Annotated in this window: 24 protein-coding genes and 2 pseudogenes; 7 read left to right on the top strand and 19 right to left on the bottom strand. The window is 40.1% G+C overall.

Going from position 1 to position 24,889, the window contains the following annotated elements:
* Positions 1 to 5: 5 nt before the first annotated feature.
* From CYJ36_RS18120 to CYJ36_RS18090, 7 genes and pseudogenes are all read right to left on the bottom strand, one after another.
* A pseudogene (locus CYJ36_RS18120) lies at positions 6 to 1,188 on the bottom strand (saccharopine dehydrogenase family protein).
* Positions 1,185 to 2,297, bottom strand: coding sequence for a 2-aminoethylphosphonate--pyruvate transaminase (phnW, locus tag CYJ36_RS18115; protein WP_101568661.1), 1,113 nt, complete (start codon positions 2,295 to 2,297; stop codon positions 1,185 to 1,187). The pseudogene CYJ36_RS18120 and the gene phnW overlap by 4 nt, the downstream one beginning before the upstream one ends.
* A complete protein-coding gene (gene phnX, locus CYJ36_RS18110) occupies positions 2,290 to 3,087 on the bottom strand; it encodes a phosphonoacetaldehyde hydrolase (RefSeq protein WP_101568660.1) in 798 nt (265 codons plus the stop codon). Before phnX ends, phnW begins: the two co-directional genes overlap by 8 nt.
* Positions 3,088 to 4,845, bottom strand: coding sequence for a putative 2-aminoethylphosphonate ABC transporter permease subunit (locus CYJ36_RS18105; RefSeq protein ID WP_101568760.1), 1,758 nt, complete (start codon positions 4,843 to 4,845; stop codon positions 3,088 to 3,090).
* Positions 4,846 to 4,851: 6 nt separating this feature from the next.
* Positions 4,852 to 5,859: an ATP-binding cassette domain-containing protein gene (locus CYJ36_RS18100; RefSeq protein ID WP_101568659.1), complete on the bottom strand. Its 1,008-nt coding sequence runs from the start codon at positions 5,857 to 5,859 to the stop codon at positions 4,852 to 4,854.
* A 63-nt stretch (positions 5,860 to 5,922) separates the two neighbouring features.
* The gene (locus tag CYJ36_RS18095) at positions 5,923 to 6,987 is read right to left on the bottom strand and encodes a putative 2-aminoethylphosphonate ABC transporter substrate-binding protein (RefSeq protein WP_101568658.1); all 1,065 of its coding nucleotides are present in this window, start codon (positions 6,985 to 6,987) and stop codon (positions 5,923 to 5,925) included.
* A 163-nt stretch (positions 6,988 to 7,150) separates the two neighbouring features.
* Complete coding sequence (locus CYJ36_RS18090) at positions 7,151 to 7,849, bottom strand: DUF2306 domain-containing protein (RefSeq protein WP_180850444.1); 699 nt, start codon at positions 7,847 to 7,849, stop codon at positions 7,151 to 7,153.
* Positions 7,850 to 8,049: 200 nt separating this feature from the next.
* On the opposite strand from CYJ36_RS18090, the gene CYJ36_RS18085 reads away from it, so the two are divergent.
* A complete protein-coding gene (locus CYJ36_RS18085; protein ID WP_101568656.1) occupies positions 8,050 to 8,820 on the top strand; it encodes an isocitrate lyase/PEP mutase family protein in 771 nt (256 codons plus the stop codon).
* A 24-nt stretch (positions 8,821 to 8,844) separates the two neighbouring features.
* Positions 8,845 to 9,405, top strand: coding sequence for a bifunctional transcriptional activator/DNA repair enzyme AdaA (locus CYJ36_RS18080; RefSeq protein WP_374702829.1), 561 nt, complete (start codon positions 8,845 to 8,847; stop codon positions 9,403 to 9,405).
* A gap of 76 nt (positions 9,406 to 9,481) precedes the next feature.
* Here the strand turns inward: CYJ36_RS18080 and CYJ36_RS18075 are convergent.
* The 6 genes and pseudogenes from CYJ36_RS18075 to CYJ36_RS18050 form a co-directional block, all read right to left on the bottom strand.
* Positions 9,482 to 9,901: pseudogene (locus CYJ36_RS18075) on the bottom strand (methyl-accepting chemotaxis protein); the annotation flags it as partial.
* A gap of 170 nt (positions 9,902 to 10,071) precedes the next feature.
* Entirely contained in the window at positions 10,072 to 10,704 is a 633-nt protein-coding gene (locus tag CYJ36_RS18070) for a response regulator transcription factor (RefSeq protein ID WP_101568654.1), read from the bottom strand.
* Positions 10,697 to 11,737 (bottom strand): sensor histidine kinase, encoded by a 1,041-nt coding sequence (locus tag CYJ36_RS18065; RefSeq protein ID WP_101568653.1) that lies wholly within the window; start codon positions 11,735 to 11,737, stop codon positions 10,697 to 10,699. The genes CYJ36_RS18070 and CYJ36_RS18065 overlap by 8 nt, the downstream gene beginning before the upstream one ends.
* Positions 11,734 to 12,465 (bottom strand): cell wall-active antibiotics response protein LiaF, encoded by a 732-nt coding sequence (liaF, locus tag CYJ36_RS18060; RefSeq protein ID WP_101568652.1) that lies wholly within the window; start codon positions 12,463 to 12,465, stop codon positions 11,734 to 11,736. Before liaF ends, CYJ36_RS18065 begins: the two co-directional genes overlap by 4 nt.
* Positions 12,466 to 12,542: 77 nt before the next feature.
* The gene (locus CYJ36_RS18055) at positions 12,543 to 13,187 is read right to left on the bottom strand and encodes a PspA/IM30 family protein (protein WP_101568651.1); all 645 of its coding nucleotides are present in this window, start codon (positions 13,185 to 13,187) and stop codon (positions 12,543 to 12,545) included.
* A gap of 40 nt (positions 13,188 to 13,227) precedes the next feature.
* Positions 13,228 to 13,578: a lmo0954 family membrane protein gene (locus tag CYJ36_RS18050; RefSeq protein WP_101568650.1), complete on the bottom strand. Its 351-nt coding sequence runs from the start codon at positions 13,576 to 13,578 to the stop codon at positions 13,228 to 13,230.
* 237 nt (positions 13,579 to 13,815) lie between these two features.
* On the opposite strand from CYJ36_RS18050, the gene CYJ36_RS18045 reads away from it, so the two are divergent.
* The 5 genes from CYJ36_RS18045 to CYJ36_RS24510 all read left to right on the top strand — a co-directional run bounded on the left by CYJ36_RS18045 (position 13,816) and on the right by CYJ36_RS24510 (position 17,586).
* Positions 13,816 to 14,016 carry a DUF3311 domain-containing protein gene (locus CYJ36_RS18045; RefSeq protein ID WP_101568649.1) on the top strand — a complete coding sequence of 67 codons (201 nt, stop codon included), beginning with the start codon at positions 13,816 to 13,818 and terminating at the stop codon, positions 14,014 to 14,016.
* Positions 14,016 to 15,500, top strand: a complete 1,485-nt coding sequence (locus CYJ36_RS18040; protein ID WP_101568758.1) for a sodium:solute symporter family protein — start codon at positions 14,016 to 14,018, stop codon at positions 15,498 to 15,500. Before CYJ36_RS18045 ends, CYJ36_RS18040 begins: the two co-directional genes overlap by 1 nt.
* 75 nt (positions 15,501 to 15,575) lie before the next feature.
* Entirely contained in the window at positions 15,576 to 16,442 is an 867-nt protein-coding gene (locus CYJ36_RS18035) for a GNAT family N-acetyltransferase (protein WP_180850442.1), read from the top strand.
* Between the two features lie 68 nt (positions 16,443 to 16,510).
* Complete coding sequence (locus CYJ36_RS18030) at positions 16,511 to 17,290, top strand: SDR family oxidoreductase (protein ID WP_101568647.1); 780 nt, start codon at positions 16,511 to 16,513, stop codon at positions 17,288 to 17,290.
* 170 nt (positions 17,291 to 17,460) lie between these two features.
* A complete protein-coding gene (locus tag CYJ36_RS24510) occupies positions 17,461 to 17,586 on the top strand; it encodes a hypothetical protein (RefSeq protein ID WP_257962526.1) in 126 nt (41 codons plus the stop codon).
* A gap of 49 nt (positions 17,587 to 17,635) precedes the next feature.
* On the opposite strand, the gene CYJ36_RS18025 is transcribed toward CYJ36_RS24510, so the two are convergent.
* From CYJ36_RS18025 to CYJ36_RS18005, 6 genes are all read right to left on the bottom strand, one after another.
* Entirely contained in the window at positions 17,636 to 19,540 is a 1,905-nt protein-coding gene (locus tag CYJ36_RS18025) for an ABC-F family ATP-binding cassette domain-containing protein (protein WP_101568646.1), read from the bottom strand.
* Positions 19,541 to 19,773: 233 nt separating this feature from the next.
* Positions 19,774 to 20,166, bottom strand: a complete 393-nt coding sequence (locus CYJ36_RS18020; RefSeq protein WP_101568645.1) for a VOC family protein — start codon at positions 20,164 to 20,166, stop codon at positions 19,774 to 19,776.
* A gap of 19 nt (positions 20,167 to 20,185) precedes the next feature.
* Positions 20,186 to 20,800, bottom strand: coding sequence for a flavodoxin family protein (locus CYJ36_RS18015; RefSeq protein WP_101568644.1), 615 nt, complete (start codon positions 20,798 to 20,800; stop codon positions 20,186 to 20,188).
* A 150-nt stretch (positions 20,801 to 20,950) separates the two neighbouring features.
* A complete protein-coding gene (locus CYJ36_RS18010; RefSeq protein WP_101568643.1) occupies positions 20,951 to 22,138 on the bottom strand; it encodes an endonuclease in 1,188 nt (395 codons plus the stop codon).
* 214 nt (positions 22,139 to 22,352) lie between these two features.
* Positions 22,353 to 22,505, bottom strand: coding sequence for a hypothetical protein (locus CYJ36_RS23825; protein ID WP_180850440.1), 153 nt, complete (start codon positions 22,503 to 22,505; stop codon positions 22,353 to 22,355).
* Positions 22,506 to 22,593: 88 nt separating this feature from the next.
* Complete coding sequence (locus CYJ36_RS18005) at positions 22,594 to 24,870, bottom strand: ATP-dependent DNA helicase (protein ID WP_101568642.1); 2,277 nt, start codon at positions 24,868 to 24,870, stop codon at positions 22,594 to 22,596.
* Positions 24,871 to 24,889 lie beyond the last annotated feature (19 nt).

The raw sequence follows: 24,889 nt of genomic DNA, 5'->3' as shown, positions 1-24,889 counted from the left end.
CTATATTAACGTTTATTTTCAACCAATTTATTGATTTCTTCATGGATAAATATACCACGTTTTTCTAATTGATTAAATATCTTTACTGGATCAGCAAAAGCATCCTCTGGAATCACAATGCCTTTTTTCTCAACTTCACCTTTTGCAATCAATTCTGCCGCTATAGCAAATGGAATGGCTACATTGCGGGTATAAGCTCTTAATCCTTCCCAGCCTTGGGCGCTGCCATCTGAAGCAGGGTGTGTATGTGTTAGAATATGCTCCACTCTTTCGCCATTTTTTGTGCCAATGACTTGGATATGAAGAGCATAACCATATTGCTCTGTTTCAGTGCCCTCTTTTGATTGATATAAGTACTCCGAGATACAATCCATAATTCCTATTTCTGTACCGTTCATAATGAATTTATCATTCCGCAGGATACCATAATCATATAACGCCCGCACTAGCTGCATATTTTGCTGCGGCCACGTTCCTCTGACCTCGATTAACTGAACTCCTTTATGCTTTAAAGCTTGAGCGAGTGTTTTTGTTTCTGAGTGCGGAATTATATACTGTACACCTCTTCCATATGGCTCGGGAAGCTCAATTTATTTCCATAGGTCTCGCAAACGGGGGCACTTGTATGAATTCACCGTTCTCAAAGACAACTCGTGATGGAAGATTAGGATCATACTCATAGGATGTTGTTTCTGCAATTGAGCGAGAAAAGGCAATAGGACGGAAAGAACCGTGGCTGACTCTTACAGACTCTATTGTCTCAAGCTGATTCGCAGCATGCATCGCCATCATTTGGGTCAGGCCAGGAGTCATGCCAAAACCGGGAAGACACGTTTTTTCATTGCTTTGAAATAATTCGTGCTGTGAATCCTCTTCTCCAAAGCCGTTTAAATTAATGCCATGACAGCCCGCTTCGGCGATGCACGCCGTTGATTTTCCGTTCAGCGTTATCGTGGTGCCATCCATTACAATATCATAGCCCTTCATTTTGGAGGCTGTATCCTCATGATCAAACACGTTCACTTTTACAAAATCGACTCGAGGATCATTCAGCCACTCAACAACCTTCATGCCTTCTTCTTCGTTAAAATCTGCTACTGTGATTCTTTCAAATTCAGAATGCTCCACTAAATCTAAGATCGCTTCTCTGCATATTTTCCCTGCTCCGCCTAAACAAAATATTTTCATAGTTTCACAGCCCCTTCTGATGTTGTCTCTTTAATTGCAGCTAATAATTGATTAATATCTTCCGGATAGACCTCGCCGATGTTTCCGATTCTGAAAGTGTCTAATTTAGAGATTTTCCCGGGATAGATGACAAATCCCTTTTGTTTTAATGCTTCATAGAAACCTGCAAATGTAAATGAAGTACCTTCAGGATACAAAAATGCCGTAATAATCGGGGACTGGTTTTCAAGATTCAGCAATGCATCAAAACCCATACTTCCCATGCCCGTAACAAGGCGGCGCTGATTTTCCTTATAGCGCTCATATCTTGCCAAAACACCGCCTTCTTCTTCAAGCTCTATTAGTGCTTGATAAAAAGCTCTCACAACATGTGTAGGTGATGTAAATCGCCATTTTCCATTATGTTTTTCCATTGTTTCAAATTGATCATATAAATCAAGAGACAGGGATCTGGCATTGCCTTTGCATGCAGCAAGCTCCTCTTTTTTCGCAATGATAAATCCAAATCCCGGAACACCTTGAATGCATTTATTGGCGCTGCTGATCATGTAATCGATTTCGAAGGCGGAGACATCAATCGGAATCCCGCCAAAGCTGCTCATTGCATCGACAATCGTGATTAATCCATGCTTTTTTGCGAGACGGCATATATCTTCAATCGGATTCAGCATCCCTGTTGTCGTTTCGCAATGCACGACAGCGAGGTGCGTAAGATCTTTATGCGTTTCAAGTAATTCTTGTATGGACGCGATATCTAAAACAGTCTGCTCATCCGATCTATAAATGATCGCAGGGATCCCCAGGATAACCGCCATTTCGGCAATTCGTTCGCCATATGCCCCGTTGCATGCGACGAGAAGCTTCCCCTTTTCTTTCGGCATTACGCTTGAAATGACAGACTCAACTGAAAACGTTCCGCTTCCCTGCATGAGAACAGCCGTGTATTCTTCTGAACCAGGAGCTGCAAGAGCTGTTAATCTCATTCGAATTTCCTGAACGATTTCGTTATAATCCTTATCCCACGTGCACCAATCTTTCAGCATCGACTCGCGGACTGTTTTTGAAGTTGATAATGGTCCGGGTGTTAACAGCAAGTATGGATTATTCATGTTCTGTCAGCCCCTTTTCCATTTCTTCTAATAAAGGAATCAGTTCTGCAAATTCATTGATTACATAATGAGCACCAGCTCCATAGAAACGGTCCCTGACTTCATCCATCTTTTCCTTTAACTCGTCCTGGTCAAGTCTGCTCACTTCATCTTCAGTCAATCCAAGCTCATTGCTCCCAAGAATAACTCCAATGGTCCACATGCCTGCGTTGATGCCTTCTTTCATATCTGAAACGGTATCACCGACTTTTACAAGCTTGTTCATTGGATAAATCCCCATCTCCATTGCATTCATGTAGGTCATCCACGGATATGGACGGCCTTCTTTTACATCATCAGGAGTGAAAAGATAATCGGGAAAATAGCCTTTTTCCTTTGCATGAGGCGCCACAATTTTCATCATTTCTTTTGTGTAGCCAGTGGTGGAGCCAATTTTTAAACCTTTTTCGCGCAGCTTTTGTATCGTTTGAACCACACCTGGAAGAGGCGATGTAAATTGCGGAAGAATAGTAAATAAAATCTTTTCAAACTCTTCATACATTGTTTCGATATCCTGTTCAGATGGCTCCTGTCCATGAACATTCACCCATTCTTCTTTAATGCGCGGCATTTCGCAAAGTGCGCGTATATGATCAATTTTTAATAACCCCATCGGCTTGCGCGCTTCCTCTGCTGTAATATTTACATCCCGATTCAGAAAAACTTCTATAAACACCTGGAGCGGAGCAAAGCATCCATAATCAATTGTTGTTCCTGCCCAATCCAAGATAACTCCCTCAATTTTCCCCATTTATAGTTCCTCCTTCATTGATTTTCGATTTTTCATCCATTTCACAATCAGTTCATAGCTCACTCTGACAAGAATGTTTGTCGCAACAATCAGGATGCTCATAGCAGCAGCAGACGCTAAATTCCCGGCATCATCCATGCCTACGATTGATACGGCTGCAAGTTTAAAATCAGCTGTATATAAGAATATGACCGCTGAAACTGTCACCATGGCATTCACAAAATAATACATCGCTACTTCAAGAACGGCCGGCAGACACATTGGAACCGTCACCTTCATGAAGGTTTTATAAAACGGAATGCCCATAGACTCAGATACGAGCTCAAATTCTTTGTCCAGTTTTTTCAATGCCGTTGTTGCGGTAATAAACGAAACGGAATAAAAGTGAACGATATTTGCAATGACAATGATGGCAATGGTTCCGTATAGAAAATGAAACGGATTTGCTATCGTATATCCAAAGATTGATAGATTTTGTTTACTGAAAAAAAAGATGTAACCGAGTCCAATGACCAGACCAGGAACTGCAAGTGGAATCAGAGATAAAAAGGTGCTCAATTTCCGGAGTCCAATCATTCCTCTGAATTTTTCAATCATATAAGCAAAAGTGAACGTGAAAATGGTTCCAAAGACCGCTGTCAGAATCGCTGCAAGCACACTATTTTTATAAGCTGTTAAGCCATCGCCCGTGAAGCTGTCAAAGGCAAAATGCTCTAAAGTAAACGTCATGTTATATGGCCAGATTTTCACGCAAGCAGCAATGAAAACAGCTGAAAACAGGACAAAAACGGCTAATGATATGCCAGAGCAATAAAGAAATGCGAATCGGTCTCTTAAAGGGCTGCGTTTTATTTGATAAGGAACTGCTTTTGAACTGGCTGCCCCTTGTTGTTTCCGCTGTGATAGCTGGTCAGCTGCAAATGCGAGTATCGCCGGAAGCATGAGAATCATGCCGACCGTGGCGCCCATCCCCATGTTTTGCTGGCCAATGACCTGCTTATAGACATCTGTCGCAAGAACGTTATATTGGCCTCCTACTATTTTAGGAGCCCCGTAATCTGTAAAACTCAAAGTAAAGACGACAAAGATAGAACTGATTATGCCGTATTTCGCAGTTGGAAGCGTAATTGTGAAAAACTTTTTTATCCTGCTAGCTCCCATGGAATCAGCTGCCTCATATAGACGCTGATCGGCACCTGATAAAGCAACCATTAAAATCAGAAAAGCCTGAGGAAAGGTGTAAATTGTTTCAGCCATAATGATACCGATTGGTCCATATAGATCGATTTTAAATCCAGGAATCGTTTCGAAAAAACCATTTGTAATCAACCCTTGATTACCAAATAGATACATCAAAGCAATTCCGTGCATCATCGTAGGTGCAAATAACGGAAGCAAAGCAGAATAGCGAAAGATTGCTTTTCCATATACATTTGTCCGAACGATTGCAAATGCATATACAAATGCCATACTAACTGCCAGGACTGTTGTGATGCTTGAAACAAAAAGTGTATTTTTTAGAGATTGCACAAGAATTTCCGACTGAAAGTAGCTTGCAAAATTCTGCAGACCAATAAAGATGCCTTCACTATCAATAAATGCTTGTACAAACAACATTAACAATGGGAGTACCAATACAGCAGCAGCAGCTAAAAGCGAGAAGATCAAAAGCAAGCGCTGCAGCCATTCATTTAATCCTGCTTTTTGCCGTTTACGTTTAATCGATGAAAGCTTAGAATGTGCAGTGGCCATTTGCATCTCCATTTAGACAACCACCTGTTCTTTGTAGGCTAACAATCGATGAGCCGGCAGTGTAATCTTCAAAGATTTCCCCTTCGAAAGGTCCATGCGGTGCGCCATATGAGCCGATAAATCGACATGCAAATTCTGATTGAATAGCATCGATTCATTTTCGGTAATTTTCACCTTCACCCTGTAAACAGGTCCTTTGAATTCAACTGCCTCAATCACTGCATTTGCTCCGTCATCATTTGAAACCTGGACATGCTCAGGCCGTATCGCCATCATTTGATTTGTGTCAGAATTCAAGAAATTCATAGATCCGATAAAGTTCGCGACAAAGGGCTGATTCGGCTGATGGTACACTTCCTGCGGAGTACCCGCCTGCATGATTTGAGCATGATTCATGACGACAATCCGATCCGCCATTGTTAATGCTTCCTCCTGATCGTGCGTGACCATAATCGTTGTGATCCCAATCTTTTCTTGAATGGCGCGAATTTCATACCGCAGTTTTTCACGCACCTTAGCATCAAGCGCAGATAAAGGCTCATCCAGCAAAAGGAAGTCCGGCTCAAGTGCTATCGCTCTTGCAAGTGAAACACGCTGCTGCATACCGCCTGAGAGCTGTGCCGGATATTTGTCCTTAACATGCAGAAGATCTACTAGATTCAGAGCTTCCAGCGCTTTCTCTTTCATTCTTTTTTTCGGAACCTTGCGGGTTTTCAGTCCAAATTCAATATTTTGAAGAGCAGTTAGATTAGGAAATAGTGCATAGGATTGAAACACGATTCCGAAGTTGCGTTTAGCCGGAGGCAAATCTGTAATATCTTTGCCATTCACATAAACACATCCTGCATTTGGTTCCTCAAGTCCTGCAATGATGCGCAGCAGGGTTGTTTTTCCGCATCCGCTCGGTCCGAGCAGACAAACAAATTCATTTTTACGAATGTCAAAAGATACATTGTTAAGAGCTGTAAACTGATTGAAGTTTTTACTTACTCCTTCGACCTTCAGATAGGAATTCGGCATCTTTATACCAGCCTTTCTAATGGCTTTGGCGAGAAACCAAGCCCTCGCTAAAGCCTCATTTTCTTACTCTTTCGGTTCCGCTTTTTCACCAAATTCTGCTTCCCACTTCTTAAGAATCATGTCTCGGTTTTCTGCAGCCCAATTCAGATCATTGTCTTTGTACATTTTGTCTTGTACACCTTCAGGGAATGCTTCAGGTTTTTCATACTTATTTTCCATTGTTGAAAATCCATTAGCATCGTAATATTTCTTCATCACATCTTCTGTAATCGCCCAATCTAAGAAAGCTTTTGCAGCCTCTTCATTTTTCATCTCATTTTTAGCAATAAGACCATTCGCTTCAACATCCCAGCCCAAACCTTCTTCAGGAAGAATGACATCTACAGGGGCACCGTCTTGTTTTTGAGTGACACCGCTGTATACTAATGAAATACCAATTGGATATTCCCCGGCTGCTGATAGCTTGGCAGGTTTTGATCCCGAGTGTGTGTAAGTACCAATGTTTTCATGCAGCTTTTTCATATATTCATAGCCTTTATCTTCGCCCATCATCTGCAGCCATGCATTGACTGTTAAGTATCCTGTTCCCGATGATGCAGGGTGAGGCATGACGATTAACCCTTTGTATTCAGGCTTTGTTAAATCTTCATACGTTTTTGGAATTGGCAAGTTTCTCTTTTTAAGCTCCACTTCGTTCACAACAATCCCCGTCATAAAAGCTGTGTTTCCAACCCATTTCTCAGGCTGATTGGCATCTTTGTATTCTGGCAGAATTTTATCTGAATCCTTTGGAGTATAGCCTTGCAGCATTTCTTTCCCATCAAGTGCCAGCAGACTTGAAGCAGCAAGCCCCCAAACAACATCCGCTTTAGTATCTTTTCCTTCTGCTAAAAGCTTAGCTGTAATTATTCCGGTTGAATCCCGAACAATATTTAAGTCGATATTCGGATATTTCTCCTCAAATGATTTTAAGTATTCTGGAATCAGTTCTTCTTCAATTGCTGTGTAAACCGTTAGTTCACCTTTTACTTCTTTGTTTGCTGCTCCATTTGAAGCATTTGACCCGCAAGCAGTTAACAACGTGAATGACAAAAGTAAAACGAAAAGCTTAAGAATGTGGTTTTTCATTGTTTTTTCTCCCCGTTTCGTATTTTTCCTTACAAATACAATATAAAACCACAATGTTAAGCTAATATTAACGTAAAGTTAAGAGTTTGTTTTGTATGCTTTTTTGTTGTATTTTGTTGTTTTTGAAACAAAAAGAAACAGAGGGCACGATCTTCCTCTGTTTCTAAGCTGCTTTGTTATTCAAACCTTTAAATTTTTTTCTATAATAAATCGATAATCCGATAATGATAGGAGTGATCACGATTGTCGGCAGAAACCACAAGAGGATGCTCACAGATTCAATACCCAGCAGCCTTGGAGCCCCAAATACCATAAACGCTGTAATCGTCGAAATACAGCAAGCCAGCATGCCGGAAAAATGCTCAAACCACCAATGCATTTTGTGCTTCGGTTTTTGAAGCCAATAGGAGAGCTGAGAGATTCCAAGAAAAATACCTACAAGCGGAAACCATGTAAGTAAGGGAGCCTCATTTACAGTCCCATAGATGCATATTCCAATTCCAGATGAAAGAAGCAGCAAAGGATAGAAGAGATCAAGCACATTTCTGTGGCGATCCTTTCGATTTTTAAACCGAAGGACACGAATTCCATAATAGGCTGCCGCTGAGCTTAAAATCGCAATAAAAATTAAAAACCATGAAAATGAGATCAGCTCCGCATTTGCATTTTGATCAAAAAAAATACGGTAGGCACCCATATAAAACGCACTGATTGCAACCACGATCATGCCGCTTGTATAAACCCAGCCTGACACACGGTGTGCCTTCCCTCCCTTTTTCGTGACGATTGGAATCCAAAAGACAAATAGGGCAATAAATCCTCCGATAATATGAAGGATTTTAAATAATTGAAAGAACTCCACTTGAATCGCCTCCCTCATTTCATCTTACCATTTTTTACATTATTTTCTTATTATTATTTGTGTTAATTTCTTATCTCAATGCTACCCGAAGAGTAATTTGATTGATTTTTCCAAATAGATCATAACAGCAAGAATGAGGACGAAATGGATTCAGCTTCCTTGTTAAAATTGGAACAACCAAACCATTAGGAGGCTGTAAAATGAATAAAATAAACAAATTTAATGAGCTTCACTTATCAGGGGATGTATTATTTTTAGGAAATGCCTGGGACTTGCTGTCTGCTTTGGCACTTGAAAAAGCAGGGTTTAAGGCAATTGGCACGACAAGCTTTGGGATTGCCCGCTCTCTTGGATTTACAGATGGTGAAAACATTGAATTTGATGATCATTTAAAAATTATCAAAATGATTGTGGATTCTGTTAAAATTCCCGTTTCAGCAGACATTGAAGCTGGCTACGGAGAAGACATCGATACCATTGTTTCTAATGTGTTAAGAACAGCAGATGCAGGTGTCGCAGGTATTAATATTGAGGATTCACTCAAGAAACAAAAGGGGCTTAAAGAAGTTGAGCAGCACAGCAGGCTGCTATCAAAAATGAGGAAGGAATTAGATCGTACTGGCTTTGAGGGATTTTATATTAATGCTAGAATTGATACGTATCTCCAAAAGGAAAATCCCTTTTTGGAAACAATCAATCGGGCAAAAGCATACGCAGAAAGCGGAGCAAGCGGAATTTTCGTTCCCGGTTTGTCTGCAGATGAAGAAATAAAAGAAATTGTCTATCATGTAAACGCCCCGCTTAATCTATTATCTTTACCAGGACTAACAAATTGTAATAAGCTTAAAGAATTAGGAGTTAAACGCTTCAGCTTCGGTAATGCGCTATCCGACAAAATGATAACTTTATTAGAAAAGAATGCTGCTCGCTTATTGGAATATAACGAGACTGCACACTTATATGAGGAATAACCTAATGAGGCGGTGAGTCCTATGATGCCGGATATCAACCTTTCTTTTGAAGAAAAGTGGGAAAAAATCATTGCTTGCGATCAAAAATATGATGGGTTATTCTTTACGGCAGTGAAAACAACTAAAATCTATTGCCGCCCTTCTTGTCGGTCAAGAAAGCCTAAAAAAATGAATGTAGTATTTTACAATGACCTAATAAGTGCAGAAAAAGCCGGTTTTCGTGCTTGCAAGAGATGTCAGCCAGAAATAGATCACTCTCCTCATATTGCACTTGTCAGAAAAGTCATTGCTTTCTTGGTAAATAATTATAATCAAAAGCTCCAATTACAGGATATTGCTGTTCATGCAGGGGTAAGTCCGTTTTATCTCGAACGGCTGTTTAAACTGGAAACTGCTGAAACCCCGCGATCCTATTTGGAAAAAATAAGAGTCGACAAAGCCGTACACTTGCTGATGAGCACTGATAGAAATAATCTGGAGATTTGCTATGAGACTGGATTCCAAAGCCCTTCAAATTTTTACAAAGTATTTCGCCGCTTGAAAAATTGTTCGCCAAGTGAATATCGAAACCTTTTCAGGCAGTGAGATTACAGGAATCCAAAATCAGAAGGCATTACCTTTTTCAGGTAAAGCCTTCTGATTTTAATAGATGGTCTAAAATTTACAGCTGTCTTTCTGCTTTGTGCAGTAAAACGTTAGCCAGTTCCAACAAGCTTTCTGTCGTTTTATTAATTTCTTGAATAGAGTCAACAATTGTATCCAAATCCACTTTATTCCGCCCGAACATCTTTAAGTAATTTTCTATTTTCATTTTCACTGTGATAAGTCCGTTTCTCACTTGTGCAATTTGTGATTGAGAGGTTTGAGTTGAATCATTCATTGAACTCATAATGGTAACAATTGTATCCATATGTTTATTGCTGTTAGCGATTAGTGAGTTAATTTCGTTGCTCGTTCTCTTCGAATCTTCAGCAAGTTTTCTGACTTCACTCGCTACAACCGCAAAGCCTTTGCCGTGATCTCCCGCCCGTGCAGCTTCAATGGAGGCATTTAGTGCCAGTAAATTCGTTTGATCTGCAATGCCTTCATTACAAGCAGTTGACTTATATCCATATGAACATGTTATTAAGTTTAATTGGTTTACTCTCTGTATTTTCCATCTATCCGAAATCGAGATCTAACTTTCCTGTTTAAAAATCCACTTTCAAAAATACAAAAAAAGCGCAAATCAATTTGATCTGCACTTCATTCTTATTGAACAAGAGAATGCTTAAACGCGTAAATAACTGCCTGTGTCCGGTCTTGAACATCCAGCTTGCTTAAAATATTACTCACATGAGTCTTAACTGTTTTTAATGCAATGAATAATTCGTCAGCGATTTCCTGATTTGTCTTTCCTTCTGCAACGAGAAGCAGGATTTCCATTTCACGGGCAGTCAGCTCATCGTGTGGAAGGTGTACCGGCTTTTGACGCATTTTCATCATCATTTTCCCAGTGACTTCAGGCTCAAGAACAGATTGACCGTGAAACGTGTTTCGGACAGCATTAGCGATTTCGCTGGCCTTTGATGTTTTAAGCATATAGCTTGTGGCACCAGCTTCAAGGGCTGGATATACTTTTTCATCATCCAGGAAGCTTGTGACAATGATGATTTTTGCATCTGGCCATTTTTCGATGATCTGTCTGGTTGCTTCAATTCCATCCATTTCGTCCATAACAAGATCCATTAAAATGATGTCAGGACGAAGTTCCATCGCAAGCTCAATTGCCTTAAATCCATTTTCTGCTTCACCCACGACTTCAATGTCGCTTTGCGCGGCCAAATAGGAGGAAACTCCGATCCGCACCATCTCATGATCATCTACAAATAAAACTCTAATCATCATTCTCACCCCTTACAATTGGTATTTTAACTTCAAGCTTCGTTCCTTTTCCGGGGAAGCTTACAATCTTCATCGTGCCACCCAGTTCAACTGCACGTTCATGCATATTTTGCAGACCGTAGCTTCCTGTCTTTGCATCCTCTACTTTAAAGCCGACTCCATCATCCATCACTCTTAGCAGAACAAGGTCGTCACGTTCAATAAAAAGCACTTCAAGTGTTTCGGCTTTTGAATGACGAAGCGTATTGGAGACAGATTCCTGCAAAATGCGGAAAAGGTGATCTTCAATTCCTTTGTCCAGCTTCATCTCTTCCATTTTCCATGTGATTTCCATCGGCACCTTTTGCTGAAGCTCTACTAACAGCTCTTCCATCCCTTCCTGCAGCGTTTTCCCTTTAAGGGCAGCAGGTCTTAAATGCAAGAGCAGGGCTCTCATTTCCAGTTGTGATTGATGGATCATTTGCTCCACCATCTTTAATTGCTTATTTTCTGCATCGCTGCGATTATCTGCTGATTCATTTACAGCTGACATCATCATGGATGCAGCAAATAGCTGCTGACTGACAGAGTCATGCAGCTCTCTCGCCAGCCTGTTCCGCTCTTCTGAAACAATTTTCTGAATGCGCTTTTCCTGCTCTTCCGCCTTTTCATTCGCAAGCTTTTGCGATAGCTTTGTCTGTTCTGTCATATGCTTTTGCAGTTTGCGGACATGCTGCCATATTTTTTCAAACTCCCCTGACTTTCGGGTAAAAGCGCCATCTACATATTTTCCCTGTTCAAGCTGCGAAAGCCCGTCCGAAAGCTGGGTAATCTCGCTTCGCAAAAAAAGACCGGAAAGAAATCCAACGAATAAGCCGATTAGAATACTGACAGCCGGTAAGAAATAGATGAAAGGAAGGTCAAGCATTTCGCTCTCCCATAATATGCTCCAGTCATCCAGCGGAAACATAACAAAAAAACTGACAGACATAAAGATGAGGACTGAAAAAGAAATGGCTGCACCTAGAGCCATTTGCCGAAAAATGCTGCTCATATTCTTTTCACCTCTAAATCGCCGACTATCGAAGTTGTTACCACTTTCACCTTTTGCACAGCAGATTCGTATCCTTTTGTCTGATAAGTAACAACCTGGTTAAAGAACTTTGGCTCACGATTTTCGAAAATCGTAACAGCCCCTGCCCATGCAGAATGAGAAAAAGATGCATCCAGCTCGTATGGAATAAGAATTTTCACATTTCCTATGACATTTCTAATGACGATAATGCATTCTTCCTTCGGCAAAACCGTGTTGCTGAGATCAATGATTGTGTCTCCGATTCCGCTTTGAATGTTAATATCGTTCCATTCATAGATGTCTTCAGCTGATGACTGCTGTCCAAATACATTGTTGCTGAATAAAGGTTTTCTATAGACAACGTCCTCTTTTTGCAATCCGATTGACACTTTGATTTCGGGTGATATAACAGATGGTGTTTTTTTAGACTGCCGATATTGAAATAATAAATAAATGACTAAGGCAAAAATAAGGAATTTAACTGCCCATAAATTTATAATCGTGATGACTAAACTGATTAAGCCGAACCAAAAAAGAAGTTTGCCCGTTTTCTTGGCAAGGCGCTTTTTCCCAAGATAGATGCAGATTGAAGAGAAAAACAGAAAAAAGATAAGACCACCATGATCAAATAATACTTCAAGCATTAATAGAACAATACCTACGAGTAAAATATACGTCATCAAATCAGCGTTCGCTTTTTTGAGCATCTGGGCTTACCTCCTTTCCATTCTGTATGGCTTCAAAAAGGCGCAGATATCTACGCCTTCTTAAGAATACCATGTTTTTACTGTGTAATAGAATCTTCTTTTTTAAGTTCTTTTTCAAGCTGTGCTATTCTTCCGTCAATCGTGTTGCGGTGATAGCCGGTATTCACTTGATGCTCTAAGCGCTCCAAATAGTTTTCCATTTCATCAAAGCGTGCATATGAGCCAGTTGAAAAGCTGCTGCTGTCTAAGACTTTGTTCATTCTGTGTGAAGCGCGTGCTGTATTTTCACGGCCCATCAATTCCATGCGTTTAATGTACATGTCCTTTAATTTATGCTTCATTTCCTCATACTTGCGTTCAAGATCTTCTAACTGACGAGTTACTTCTTTTAGAGACTCGTTTAATCTTACTGTCCGCTCCTGGTATTGCTCATGCTCTCTTACTGCAAATTCATGCAATTCTGTCTCGCCTGCTTGTGCTGCAATCTCAGCCTGACGTTTGCGTTTTTCAGTGAGGTGCTCTGCCTGCTTAAATTCACGTGTAAATTCTTCTTGTAATAAATACTGTCTTTCCACAAGCTTGCGGACCTTATCCGTTTCCTGCTCGCATTCTCTTAAGTATTGGTTCAGCAAAGCGATTGGATTTTTCTGTTCCTTTTGATCCAGCATTTCATGGAAATCTGCTGAGATTGTTTCTTTAATTCTTGTAAATAAATTACTCATTATTTACCTCTCCTTTTTATGTTTTTGTATAGAGCCTGAACTATTGATTTTTTTTCATTTCTGCCCATTGTCTTTCGAAGTTAGTGAATGGGTCATTTGATTCTTTTACGGATGACTTTTCTTTGTTATTCCATTTCTTATAGATAACATAAAGGATATAAGCAGCAACTGCGCCTAATACAGCTGGAAGATTTGAGGCCGAAGCACACAAGGCAATGATTCCGACGATTGCCCAGAAGATCTTCATTCCAGTTGAATCTGTCTTCATGAACCCTTTATATGAGTAATAAAGGATGACAAGGCTGATGGCGAGTGCTAGCATCGGGGCAAGGTTTGCCAGTAAAACAATGGCTGCTATACCTCCTGCTACCAATAAACCGAATTTTTTCATTTTCTGTTCCTCCTTTCTATATCTCTATCCTACCTTCATCGCTGTTTTCTCATAACGAGCCTGAGCTTTATTTTGTACTAAGACCTGAGGCGTAGCATGCCTGAGACTAATGTAAGACTCAAACTTTCGCTTAATATATTAAATTTTTATATAATTTTAAAGATTCCCTCTTGTCCAATACTTATTTCCTTGTTATTATAATGAACATTCAACTATGTAACATCAGGAGGCATTTTTGTGAAAAAACAATATTTGATAGGATTACTCATTTTCATTCCATTTTTACAGATTATCTTGCTTCCTTTCGTAAACAAGATTGATCCGATCATCCTCGGACTGCCATTTTTTCATTTTTGGCTTTTCCTATGGATTGCTCTGACTCCTTTATGCACATGGGGAATCTTTAACATCCAAAGGAAACAAGGAGGGCATGAATGATGCAGGGAAATGTAACAGCATTAAGCATTACGATTTTCATCATTTTAACTGTCGTATTAATCGGTTTTTTAGCAGGCCGTGATAAATCATCAAGAAGTTCAGTTGAAGAGTGGTCTGTTGGCGGGAGAAAATTTGGAGGACTGCTTGTATGGTTCTTAGTAGGTGCTGATCTGTATACAGCCTACACCTTTCTCGGTTTAACAAGCACGGCCTTCCAGGCAGGAAGCATCGCATTTTTCGCGATTCCTTACACAGTATTAGCTTACTTTATAGCTTATTTCTTCCTTCCAAAGCTTTGGAAAGTAGCAAAGGAGTTTCAGCTGACAACACTTGCCGATTATGCCCGTGAACGATTTGACAGCAAGCTTCTATCATCATTAATTGCAATTGTCGGTGTACTAATGCTGATTCCATATATTGATTTGCAGCTCAGCGGAATCATGGATACGCTGCGTGTTGCAGGAACTGGCTACATTAATGTTACCGTTGTTGTTATTACCTCTTTTTTCTTAGTCGCTCTTTACACGTTCTTCAGCGGAATTAAAGGACCGACGTACACAGCGATTATTAAAGATGTTCTTGTATGGGCGATTATGCTCTTTATGGTTGTGTCCCTTCCATTGATCCATTTTGGAGGCTGGACACCAATGATTGACAGAATCGTAACAGATGCCCCGCAGCTGCTGACGATTCCAGAATCAGGTCCTAAAGGGATGGTGTGGTTCTCAACCGCGGCGATCGTTTCGTCCCTTGCCCTATTTATGTGGGCTCATGCGGCTACAGGGGTATTTACAGCGAAAAGCGCAAATGCCATTCGTAAAAATGCTATGTTCTTGCCGTTATATAATGTTGTATTAATTCTTGTTATCTTTTTGGGTTTCATTGCATTTCTAGTTCTGCCGGAAGATACAGATCCGCGCTTTGCTTTGCTGACATTGATACAGACATCTTATGGCGGTGTTGCACAGGGCCTTGCCTATTCAACAATCGCACTTGCATCGCTTATCCCATGTTCCATCATGGCCATCGGTGCATCTAACTTGTTTGCAAACAATATCTACAGAGATTTAATCAACCCTAAAGTAAAACCGGCAAAACTGACGCTCATTACCAGAAGCATGGTTTTTCTTGTAATTGGTCTAGCCTTAATCTTTGGATTGTTGTTCCCAACAGCACTTGTCTCCCTTCAGCTGCTCGGCGTATCCGGAATGGTTCAAATTTTTCCTGCAATCGTGCTGAGCCTGTTCTGGCAAAAGCAGACAAAGGAAGCGACTATCATCGGTCTGCTTGTTGGATTAGGGGTTACCTTCACAGTATACGGAACAGGCCTTTCGTTTGGAGTGTATGAAGGTTTCTGGGGATTATCAGCGAACTTCTTAACTCTTTTTATCTTAAATCCTATTTTTTCTGCAAAAACAAACCATGTTTCTACCTATCTTTTTAAGCCGAAAAAGGAAGATGCTCCGATAAGAAAAGGAGCATAAATGATTCAGGTACATTTCTTACAGAGATGTACCTGTTTTCTTTATAATGAAAGAAACAAGCTAAGGGGTCATTTTATGAAATTTACAGCAAACTACTCAGAGAATACGGTTTTACGCGAAAAATTATATGGTTTATTCGAAAAAGTATTTGGAATTGAAGTTTCCCTGCTCAAAGATTTTCACAGCAGAGGATTTTGGAACAATACTTATCAGCCTTTCTCTTATTTTTTGGAGAACAAGGCCATTGCCAACGTTTCCTTGTTTGAGCTTCCTCTGCTCATCAATGGGAAAGTAGTAAATGCAGCTGGTATACAATCCGTTATGACACATCCCGACTTTCGCGGTAAAGGATTGATGAAAGTTCTATTTCAGAAAATGCTGCAAGAGATCGATGACAATTATGCTTGTTCTTTTTTAATGACAGCAGAGCCTGAGCTGTATACACGTTTTGGTTTTCAAGTGATAGAGGAGCACTGTTTTATTTTGGACTGCCCGCATATTCCAGTACAAAACCGGCTAAGAAAAATGGATTTTTTTGCGGAAGCTGATTTATTCTTTTCATTATTTAAAAATCGGGAGCATCTTTCTCAGGAGTTCTCGCCTCTTCAATATGAATCTTCCTTTGCCTTAAATATGTATAATCCAGCTTTGCAGGAAAATCTTTATTATTCCAGTGAACTGAATTGTGTACTTGTATTTGAAGTGAAAGACAGTACATTAAAACTATATGATGTGATAGGAGCTCAACTTCCATCGCTGCTTGATTTGTGCGCAGAAATTTCTGCTCCCTTTGAGAAAATCGAATTTCATTTCGTGCCTGATGCTTTTGTCAAACAGAGAGTACAAGAAGTAAAAAAAGAGCAAACAACAGTTTTAATGGCAAGACATTCATTTTTATCAGAAAATCAGAGGATTAAACTTCCGATTACAGCAGCCTTTTAAATTCATTATTATGGTTTCCTTCTTTCGTAAAAAGGGGATAATAACTCAAAAAGGAGGCTGCTATCAAAATGAATCTTTCTGGTAAAGTCGCGATAGTCACAGGTGCAAGCTCTGGAATTGGAGAGGCCGCCGCCATTAAATTAGCTGCAAATGGAGCAAAGGTGGCTCTTTTAGACATAAAAGAAGAAAATGCTGAAAAGGTGAAAACAGCTATTGAAGACGGAGGCGGAGAGGCAATGATCGTAGAATGCGATGTTTCTGACGCCGAAAGAATGCAAAACAGCTATGGAAAAGTCATCAGCAAGTGGGGAAAAATTGATATTGTATTTGCAAACGCAGGTATTAATGGCAAATGGACTCCAATTGAAGACCTCACTCCGGAAGATTGGGATCAAACAATCAACACGAATTTGAGAAGTACGTTTTTAAGCGTGAAATATGCGATTCCTTATATGAAAAACAAAGGCGGAAGCATTATCATTACGAGCTCTATTAACGGCAACCGGACCTATCGGGGATTTGGACGCTCAGCCTACAGCACGTCTAAAATCGGGCAGGTCGGATTTGGTAAGATGGCTGCTTTAGAGCTTGCAGGCTATAAAATCCGAGTAAACATGATCTGTCCAGGAGCGATTGAAACAAACATCGGAAGCAACACCTTCACAGAAGAAGAAAACATTAAAAAAGTTGAGATCCCGATTGAGTTTCCAGAAGGTGAACAGCCTTTGGAAAAGAAAGCTGGATCACCTCAGCAAGTGGCTGATCTCGTTTATTTTCTTGCTTCAGATGCATCAAGTCATATTACCGGTACGGAAATTTACATTGATGGAGCAGAATCATTGTTATAAACCAAGTCACCTTCTTTAAAGAGAGGGTGTTTTTTAAATTCCAATGTGAGCCCTCCTGATAGAGAGCTCATTTTTTCCATGCTAAAATTGATCAATATCAATGAAACTGGGATCAAAATCGGTCTTTTGTATAAACTAAACTCCGAACATGTACGAAAGGAGGTTTGACCATGACAAACCGAAATGATAATCGTGAAAGTAAAAATAAATATCCGAACAACCAGAAGCAAGATACTGAAGTCTCTAAAGAAATCAACATTCGAAGTGAAATTACAAAAAAGGATATGAAGAAGTAACGAAAACAGCCGGCAGAAAAAAACCATTTTCTCTGCCGGCTGTCTTAATCTATCCTTGCTTTGCATTCTCAATTTCTTCAACCATCAGCGAAAGTTCTTCCCAGCGCTCCATCGTTGCTTCGAGTTCAGCATCAATTGTCTGCTGCTTTTCCATGAGCTGCTGAATTTTGCCGTAATCACTGCCGCTTGAAGCGATTTGACCTTCAAGCTCTTCTCTTTTTTCTTCTAGTTCTGCAATTTTATCTTCAATAACGTCCCATTCCTGCTGCTCTTTATAGGAGAGCTTTTTGCGCTGCTTCGGAACTTCGGCCGTTTCCTGAACTTTTGGGGCTGCGGCCTGACTTTCAGCCTCTTTCACTCTTTTTCTCTCATCCATATAATCTGTGTAACTGCCTTGAAAACGGCTCACCTCTCCGTTTCCTTCAAAAACGAGAAGGCGGTCAACAACCCGATCCAGGAAATAGCGATCATGGGAAACAGTTATGACGACGCCAGGAAATTGATCAAGATAATCTTCCAGGACACTGAGTGTTTGTGTGTCTAAATCATTCGTAGGCTCATCCAGAAACAGAACATTTGGCTCCTGCATCAATACTTTAAGCAAGTATAAACGGCGCCGTTCTCCCCCAGACAGTTTGCGAATATACGTCCACTGCATCGAGCGCGGGAACATGAAGCGCTCAAGCATCTGTTCTGCTGTTATCGTTTGATGATCAACCGTTTGAACCACTTCAGCAACTTCTTTTATATATTCAACTACGCGCAGATCCTCATCCATTGCTTCATGATCCTGAGTATAGTATCCAATTTTGACGGTTTCACCAATCTCAACCGTGCCGCTGTCAGGCTTTATGCGCCCTGCTATCATGTTCAACAGCGTTGATTTCCCGCTTCCGTTTGGCCCGATAATACCAAGCCGCTCACCTGGGACAACAAGATAATTCACATCTGTCATTAAGCTGCGATCTTGAAAAGCTTTTGATACTCCTTCAAGTTCGATCACTTTTTTGCCAAGCCGAGTAGAACCAATTGCGAAATCAACACTTTGTTTACTAGCTGGTGCATCTTGATCCTGCAAGTCTTCCACACGTCCAATACGGGCTTTTTGCTTTGTTGTACGGGCTTTCGCTCCGCGTCTGAGCCAAGCCAGTTCTCGGCGCAGCAGATTTTGACGCTTGTTTTCAGATTGCTCAGCGTTAAATTCGCGCTCCGCCTTTTTCTCCAGAAATACTTCGTAGTTCCCGTCATAAACGTAGAGTTTTCCGCGCTCTAATTCGAAAATTTGATTTGTTACACGGTTAAGGAAGTATCGATCATGTGTCACAAGAAGAATTGAGCCTTTGTATTGCGCCAAAAATGATTCAAGCCATTCAATGGTTTCATTATCAAGATGGTTCGTAGGCTCATCTAGGATAAGCAGATCTGCCGGCTGAATCAATGCTTTCGCAATTGCAACACGTTTTTTCTGGCCGCCAGACAAGAGGTTAACCGCTTTAGAAAAATCAGAAATCCCAAGACGGGTCAATACAGTCTTTGCAATGGTATTAGCTTCCCAAGCATCGTTTTCATCCATTTTTTGCTGCATTGCAAGAAGCCTCGATTGCTTTTTCTCATTTGCCGGATCTGCTTCTAACTCCGTAAGTGCTAGTTCATATTCGCGCATTACCCGCATGATTTGTGAATCTCCATAATAGATTTGCTCAAGCACGGTCAATTCTTCTTCTAGCTCCGGCTGCTGTGGAAGGTATTCAATATGAAAGGAGTTTGCATGGATCATTTTTCCTTCTTCAACCGTCTCAATTCCTGAAAGATACTTCAGGAGCGTTGATTTGCCTGTTCCGTTTGTTCCAATTAATCCAATTCTCTGTTTTTCAGCAATAGAAAAAGAAATGTGATCAAACAGTGTTTTTTCGCCATATGTTTTATATAAATTCTCTACAGAAAGAATGCTCATTTGCTATCCGCCCTTATCTTTTGCAATGTTTCATTATATTGTACAGCAGGTAGCTGCAGAAAAACTAGCATAAGATATTTCCCTTCACCTAATAACACCTTAGTTTCCAACAACTACCATGGTGTATTTCTGCAGGAATCACCAAATATCCTTATTTATTTCCAAGGAAATGTCGAATGAATAAGAAATGACCTGTTTTTCTAAAAAAAGAGAGAGGAATGTATGTCTCCTCTCTACCTGCTTTTGTTCGACATGATATTCAGTTCTATTAAATTCCCATCTGGATCATTGAAATAAATCTGATCAAACCCGCTTACCCCGTTTACATCCTCACGATATTCAATATGATGCTGAACAAGCCAATCAAGGGCAGACCTATAATCATTTATTCTTAATGCAAGGTGGCCTTCTCGGGAATTCAAGTCATGATTTTTCCGGAGTGTCTGTGAATTTTCATCCACAATAAGATGAATTTGCTGGGATCCGATTTCATACCAGGCACCGTCTGAATCAAATGGCGGTCTTTCAATTTCCTTTAAACATAAAATATTTTCATAAAAATGCTTTGCCATCTCAAGATTTGTTACAGAAAGGCTGACATGCTGAATTGATTGATGTGAGATCATTGGACACACTCCATTGCTCTTATAGTGTATTTCCTGCAGCAGGAATTGGATGTTCTGCCAATATCCTTGCTAAATGAACTAAATTTGAACTCATTGTTCTCGTATTCTTAATCGTAAAAGCATTTTCTTTTCCTGCTTCGATATAGGATGGACCAGGACCTGCTTCTCCAACCCAATACACATCCGCATTAGGAGGAATAAGAAAACCGATGTGCTGTAATCCGTATATAATGGAACGGGACGCTTCTTTTGCTCCATCTTCGTTGCCCGTTACAGCAACTCCGCCAACTTTATTATAATAAATCGACTGACCTTTTTCATTCGTTTCATTGCTTGACGCATACAGCCTTTCCATCACAAGTGTTGCGATGCTGCTCTTTTCTCCCAGCCATAGAGGGGTTCCAATCACTACAATATCAGCTTCCCTTATTTTCTTCAAAATAAGCGGCCACTCATCACCTCTGCCCCTATCCTCAGCCATTCCAAATGCAATATTATAATCTGCTATGCGCAAGACTTCTGTATGCACATTTTCATTATGCAAATACTTTTGAGATTGTTCCATTAACGATTCCGTATTTGAAGGTTCATTTCCTCTTTTTAAAGAGCAATTTAAATAGAGCGCTTTTAACATAGCAAAATCTCCTTTTTGGTTCAATGATATAAATCTAATTGCCTTTTTTTCTTTCCAATAAACATAAAAGCCTCTCGGGTAGATGCTTCGAGAGGCCATTAAATGCGGATGCTACTGCTAAAAAACCCAAAAGTGTTACCTTAAAGAGAATTAGTTAAAAATTGAATCAACCCATTCAGGATGATCAATAAATGGATTTCTGTTGTATTGATAATCATTGTATATGATGTCATTTCTTCTTATTTCACGTGCATCGACAGGATCCTCTCTGTGCCATTCAAGCAGGACAGACAATTTCCCATGAAGCGGAGCTGTTCCGTTATTTACTAGATTATTCAATTCAAGATCAAGCTCTCCGCTGTCACCTTCATAACGGACAGCCATGTAAAATAACATTCTTGCTACATCACCTTTTACAGCATCTCTAGGCTCCCAGGAGTCAGAATCATAATAGTTTCCAAGAGCTTCTGAATGCTGTGAGCCGCCGTTATCAAAATCAAGATTTCCCCGTGAGCTGTTTACAGATACATCAGTCGGCCTTAGATGATGAATATCTGTACCGGCGCCAGCACTTGTTCCAAAGTCTCCATGAGATTTCGCCCAAACGTGCTCTCTGTTCCAATCATTCACGTTTCCGCCGTTTGTCAACTTGCTTTGTGAACGACCTGTATAGAGAAGAAGTACATTATTCGGATTATTTGGGTCTTCGTCTGTATTTCTGAGCGCATCCCAGACACTGTCATAGGAAAGCTCTCTATGGTCATCAATAATATTATGAAGTTCATTCTTTAAATCTTCACCTGTTTTGCCGATAGCAGATTGATAGTATGTGTCATCATATGGGGAAGGTGTTGGATCGACAGGATCAGTTGGGTCAGTCGGATCGACAGAGCCATTTTGTTTTTCCATTGCTGAAGCATTCTTAATTCCAGCATGTGAAAAATAGGCTGCTAATTGACCCGTTACTTTTAATTCTGAACCTTTTAAAGCAGGATTTGTTTTTAAACCGAATTGTGTACGGAATGATGATGGAATTTGAACATAAATCATGTTGGCTGTATTTGTTTCTGTTGGTGAATCTGCCAATGCCAATGCATAATCATTCGGATAGCTGCTTGTGACAACTGTGTTTGCCGCTGTTGGCTGACCAACAACATATCCTTTAACCGTCTTCACAGAATTGTTTTGATTCATATTCGCCTGAGATACAGAATATGGGGCTGACCAAGAGCCGTCTCCCGCTGCAGCCTGTGATGGTGATGCCTGAAACATAGGTATGAATAAACTAAGTACAAGTGACAGTGTTACAATCATCTTTACCTGTTTATTTTTCAGCATGATTCACATTCCTCCTTATTTTTTCAAGATTACGAAATTAGAATACTATGGAAACATTAACTATTTATGATGATTTTGTAAATTTACGTCATTATCCTGCTCTTTCACGAAAGATGAGCGAATGAGACTACAAAGTTCTAATTCAATTAGCATAGAATTATGGGTTAAAACAAAAAAAATACACCTCAGCTTGAAGTGCATCTTTTCATACATATTAATGATTCTGATTTTTCATATGCCCAGCTTTGCGCTTGTTTTTCCGTTTTACGCCAATCACCGCAAAAACGAGAACTACAAACAGCAAGATTATGCCGATGTTTAAAAATCCGCCGATAAAAAGGAAGATATCTCTTAGCATATCAGTCATTACTAATCACCTCTTCTCTCTTTTTACCCGGCTGCGGCAATAAATAATCCTTGTACAGAGAGTTTACACGGCATGAGAAATTTCCTTTTTACCGCAGGATGACAAAATCGCTCCATTCATATGGCAAAAGCGCTTGGTATTTTCCGCTTAAAAAACGGTCGTCTACAAGCACAATGGTACCTGTGTCATCCTCGGAACGGATCAGTCTGCCTCCTGCCTGCAGCACTTTATTCATCCCTGGAAACACATAAGCGTAATCAAAGCCGTTTTTTCCTGTCTTCTGGAAATAGTCTTTCATGATATTCCGTTCAAAGCCGATTTGCGGCAGACCTACCCCAACCACAATGACACCATTTAATCGATCGCCTTTTAAATCAATGCCTTCCGAGAAAATGCCGCCCATAACTGCAAATCCAATCAGCGTTTTGCTGCTATTCTCTTTAAACTCAGCTAAAAAAGCCTCTCTTTCTTGTTCAGTCATTTGAGAGTGCTGAATGAGTGTTTTAATATGAAGATTTTGCTGAATATATGATTCATACACTTCTTTCATATAAACATAGGACGGAAAGAAGATGAGGTAATTTCCAGAACGCTCTGTAAGCAGCTGGTTCAGCATTGATACAATCGGCTGCTTGCTTCTTTCTCTGTCATGATACTTGGTTGATATCGGCTGAATATAGACTTGTAAATTTTCCTTTGCAAAAGGGGAAGGAATTTTGATTTTGAAATCGTCAGACTTACCGCCAAGCATATTCATATAAAATGGAAGCGGGGACAGCGTTGCCGAGAAGTGAATCACAGAACGGTACGATTTTTTCACTTGCTTCAGCAGAAAGGATGGATCAAGACAAAGCAGCTTAATTAAAACCTCACTTTTTTCAGTTTCGATCGTCGTCACATACCTCTCGTCATACAGCTTCGACATTTTCACAAATGCCTGAGCTGAAAAGTAGCAATCCAAAAGAAGCTGTGACTGGCTTCCCATCATGAGTTCTTTTTCCGCGTCCGCGATGAAACGTTCAAGCAGATGAATGAACTCTGCCGGTGAATCCTCCATTTTCACGGCCTGATTTTCACATTGTTTTCTAAATGCAATAAAAGAATCGTTAACTTTTTTAGCATGTTCAAAAATAAGCGTGCTTCCTGCTTTAAATTCTCTTTTCAGTTGAAGAAAATCTGATTTTATTAGTTCCGCTGAAAACATAGATCTGCTTCGGTCAACTAAATTATGAGCTTCATCAATAAGCAGAACCGAATGCTTATTTTGATCGTCAAAAAAACGCTTTAATGAAACACGAGGATCAAATACATAATTGTAATCACAAATAATTGCATCTGCTATGTATGCGAGATCTAATGAAAATTCAAACGGGCATACCTTATGTTTGATTGAATATTTCTCAATAACACTTGCTGTTAAAAGGGATTCATTCGATATTATATCAAGCACGGCACCATTAATCCGATCGTAGTATCCATTTGCAAACTCGCAATAATCCTTTTGACAGCGGGTCTCCTCCTTTAAGCAAACCTTATCTTTAGCAGTAATCGTAACTGTGTTTAAGCACAGTCCCTTTTTTTCCATAAAAGAAAAGGTCTCTTCTGCTGCTGTTCTTGTTATCGTTTTAGCCGTTAAGTAAAAGATCCTTTGGAGCTTGCCCTCTCCCATTGCCTTTATCGCTGGAAAGGTCGTTGAAATCGTTTTTCCAATTCCTGTTGATGCTTGAGCAAACAGATCTGCCTTTTCTGTGATTGTCTTGTAGACAGTTCCTGCAAGCTTTCTCTGTCCTTCTCTATATGTTTCAAATGGAAATGATAACTCCGCCATGCTTTTGTTCCGCTGCGTATGATGCTTAGTCCTTACCTCGGCATATGGAGTATAAGCTTGCACCAATTCACCCATAAATGATTGAAGATCTTTGGCTGAACATGACTTTCTAAACCGCACCTGCTCGCCTGACTGAACACTGACATATGTTAACTGAACGCCAATCTCATCCAGCTCTCTCTCTTTTGCAATCATATAGGCATAGCATTTCGCCTGTGCCCAGTGAACTGGATGTGTATCTTCACCTATAAGAGAAATGTCACCAGCCGTTGATTTAATTTCATCTATATAAATTTGCTCTTCTGATAGGATGAGGCCATCGCATCTGCCTTCAATTAAAAACGAAAGATTATTGTATTCAATGACGGTTTTCACTAATACTTCTTTTTGATCCAACTCTTTATATGTCTTTTGTATAGCTTGGTGTGCCTTCGTTCCTTCTGTCATTGCTGCTGCAGTCCGGAACCTTGAATCAATGCTTCCAGCTCTGAAAACATATTCTACTAGTGCTCTAACTGATATATGAATTTCATTCATTTCGTCATCACCTGCTTTT

The sequence above is a fragment of the Bacillus sp. UMB0893 genome (genome assembly GCF_002858905.1).
Lineage (GTDB): Bacteria > Bacillota > Bacilli > Bacillales > Bacillaceae > Bacillus_P.
This window is presented reverse-complemented; position numbering and strand designations above follow the sequence as displayed.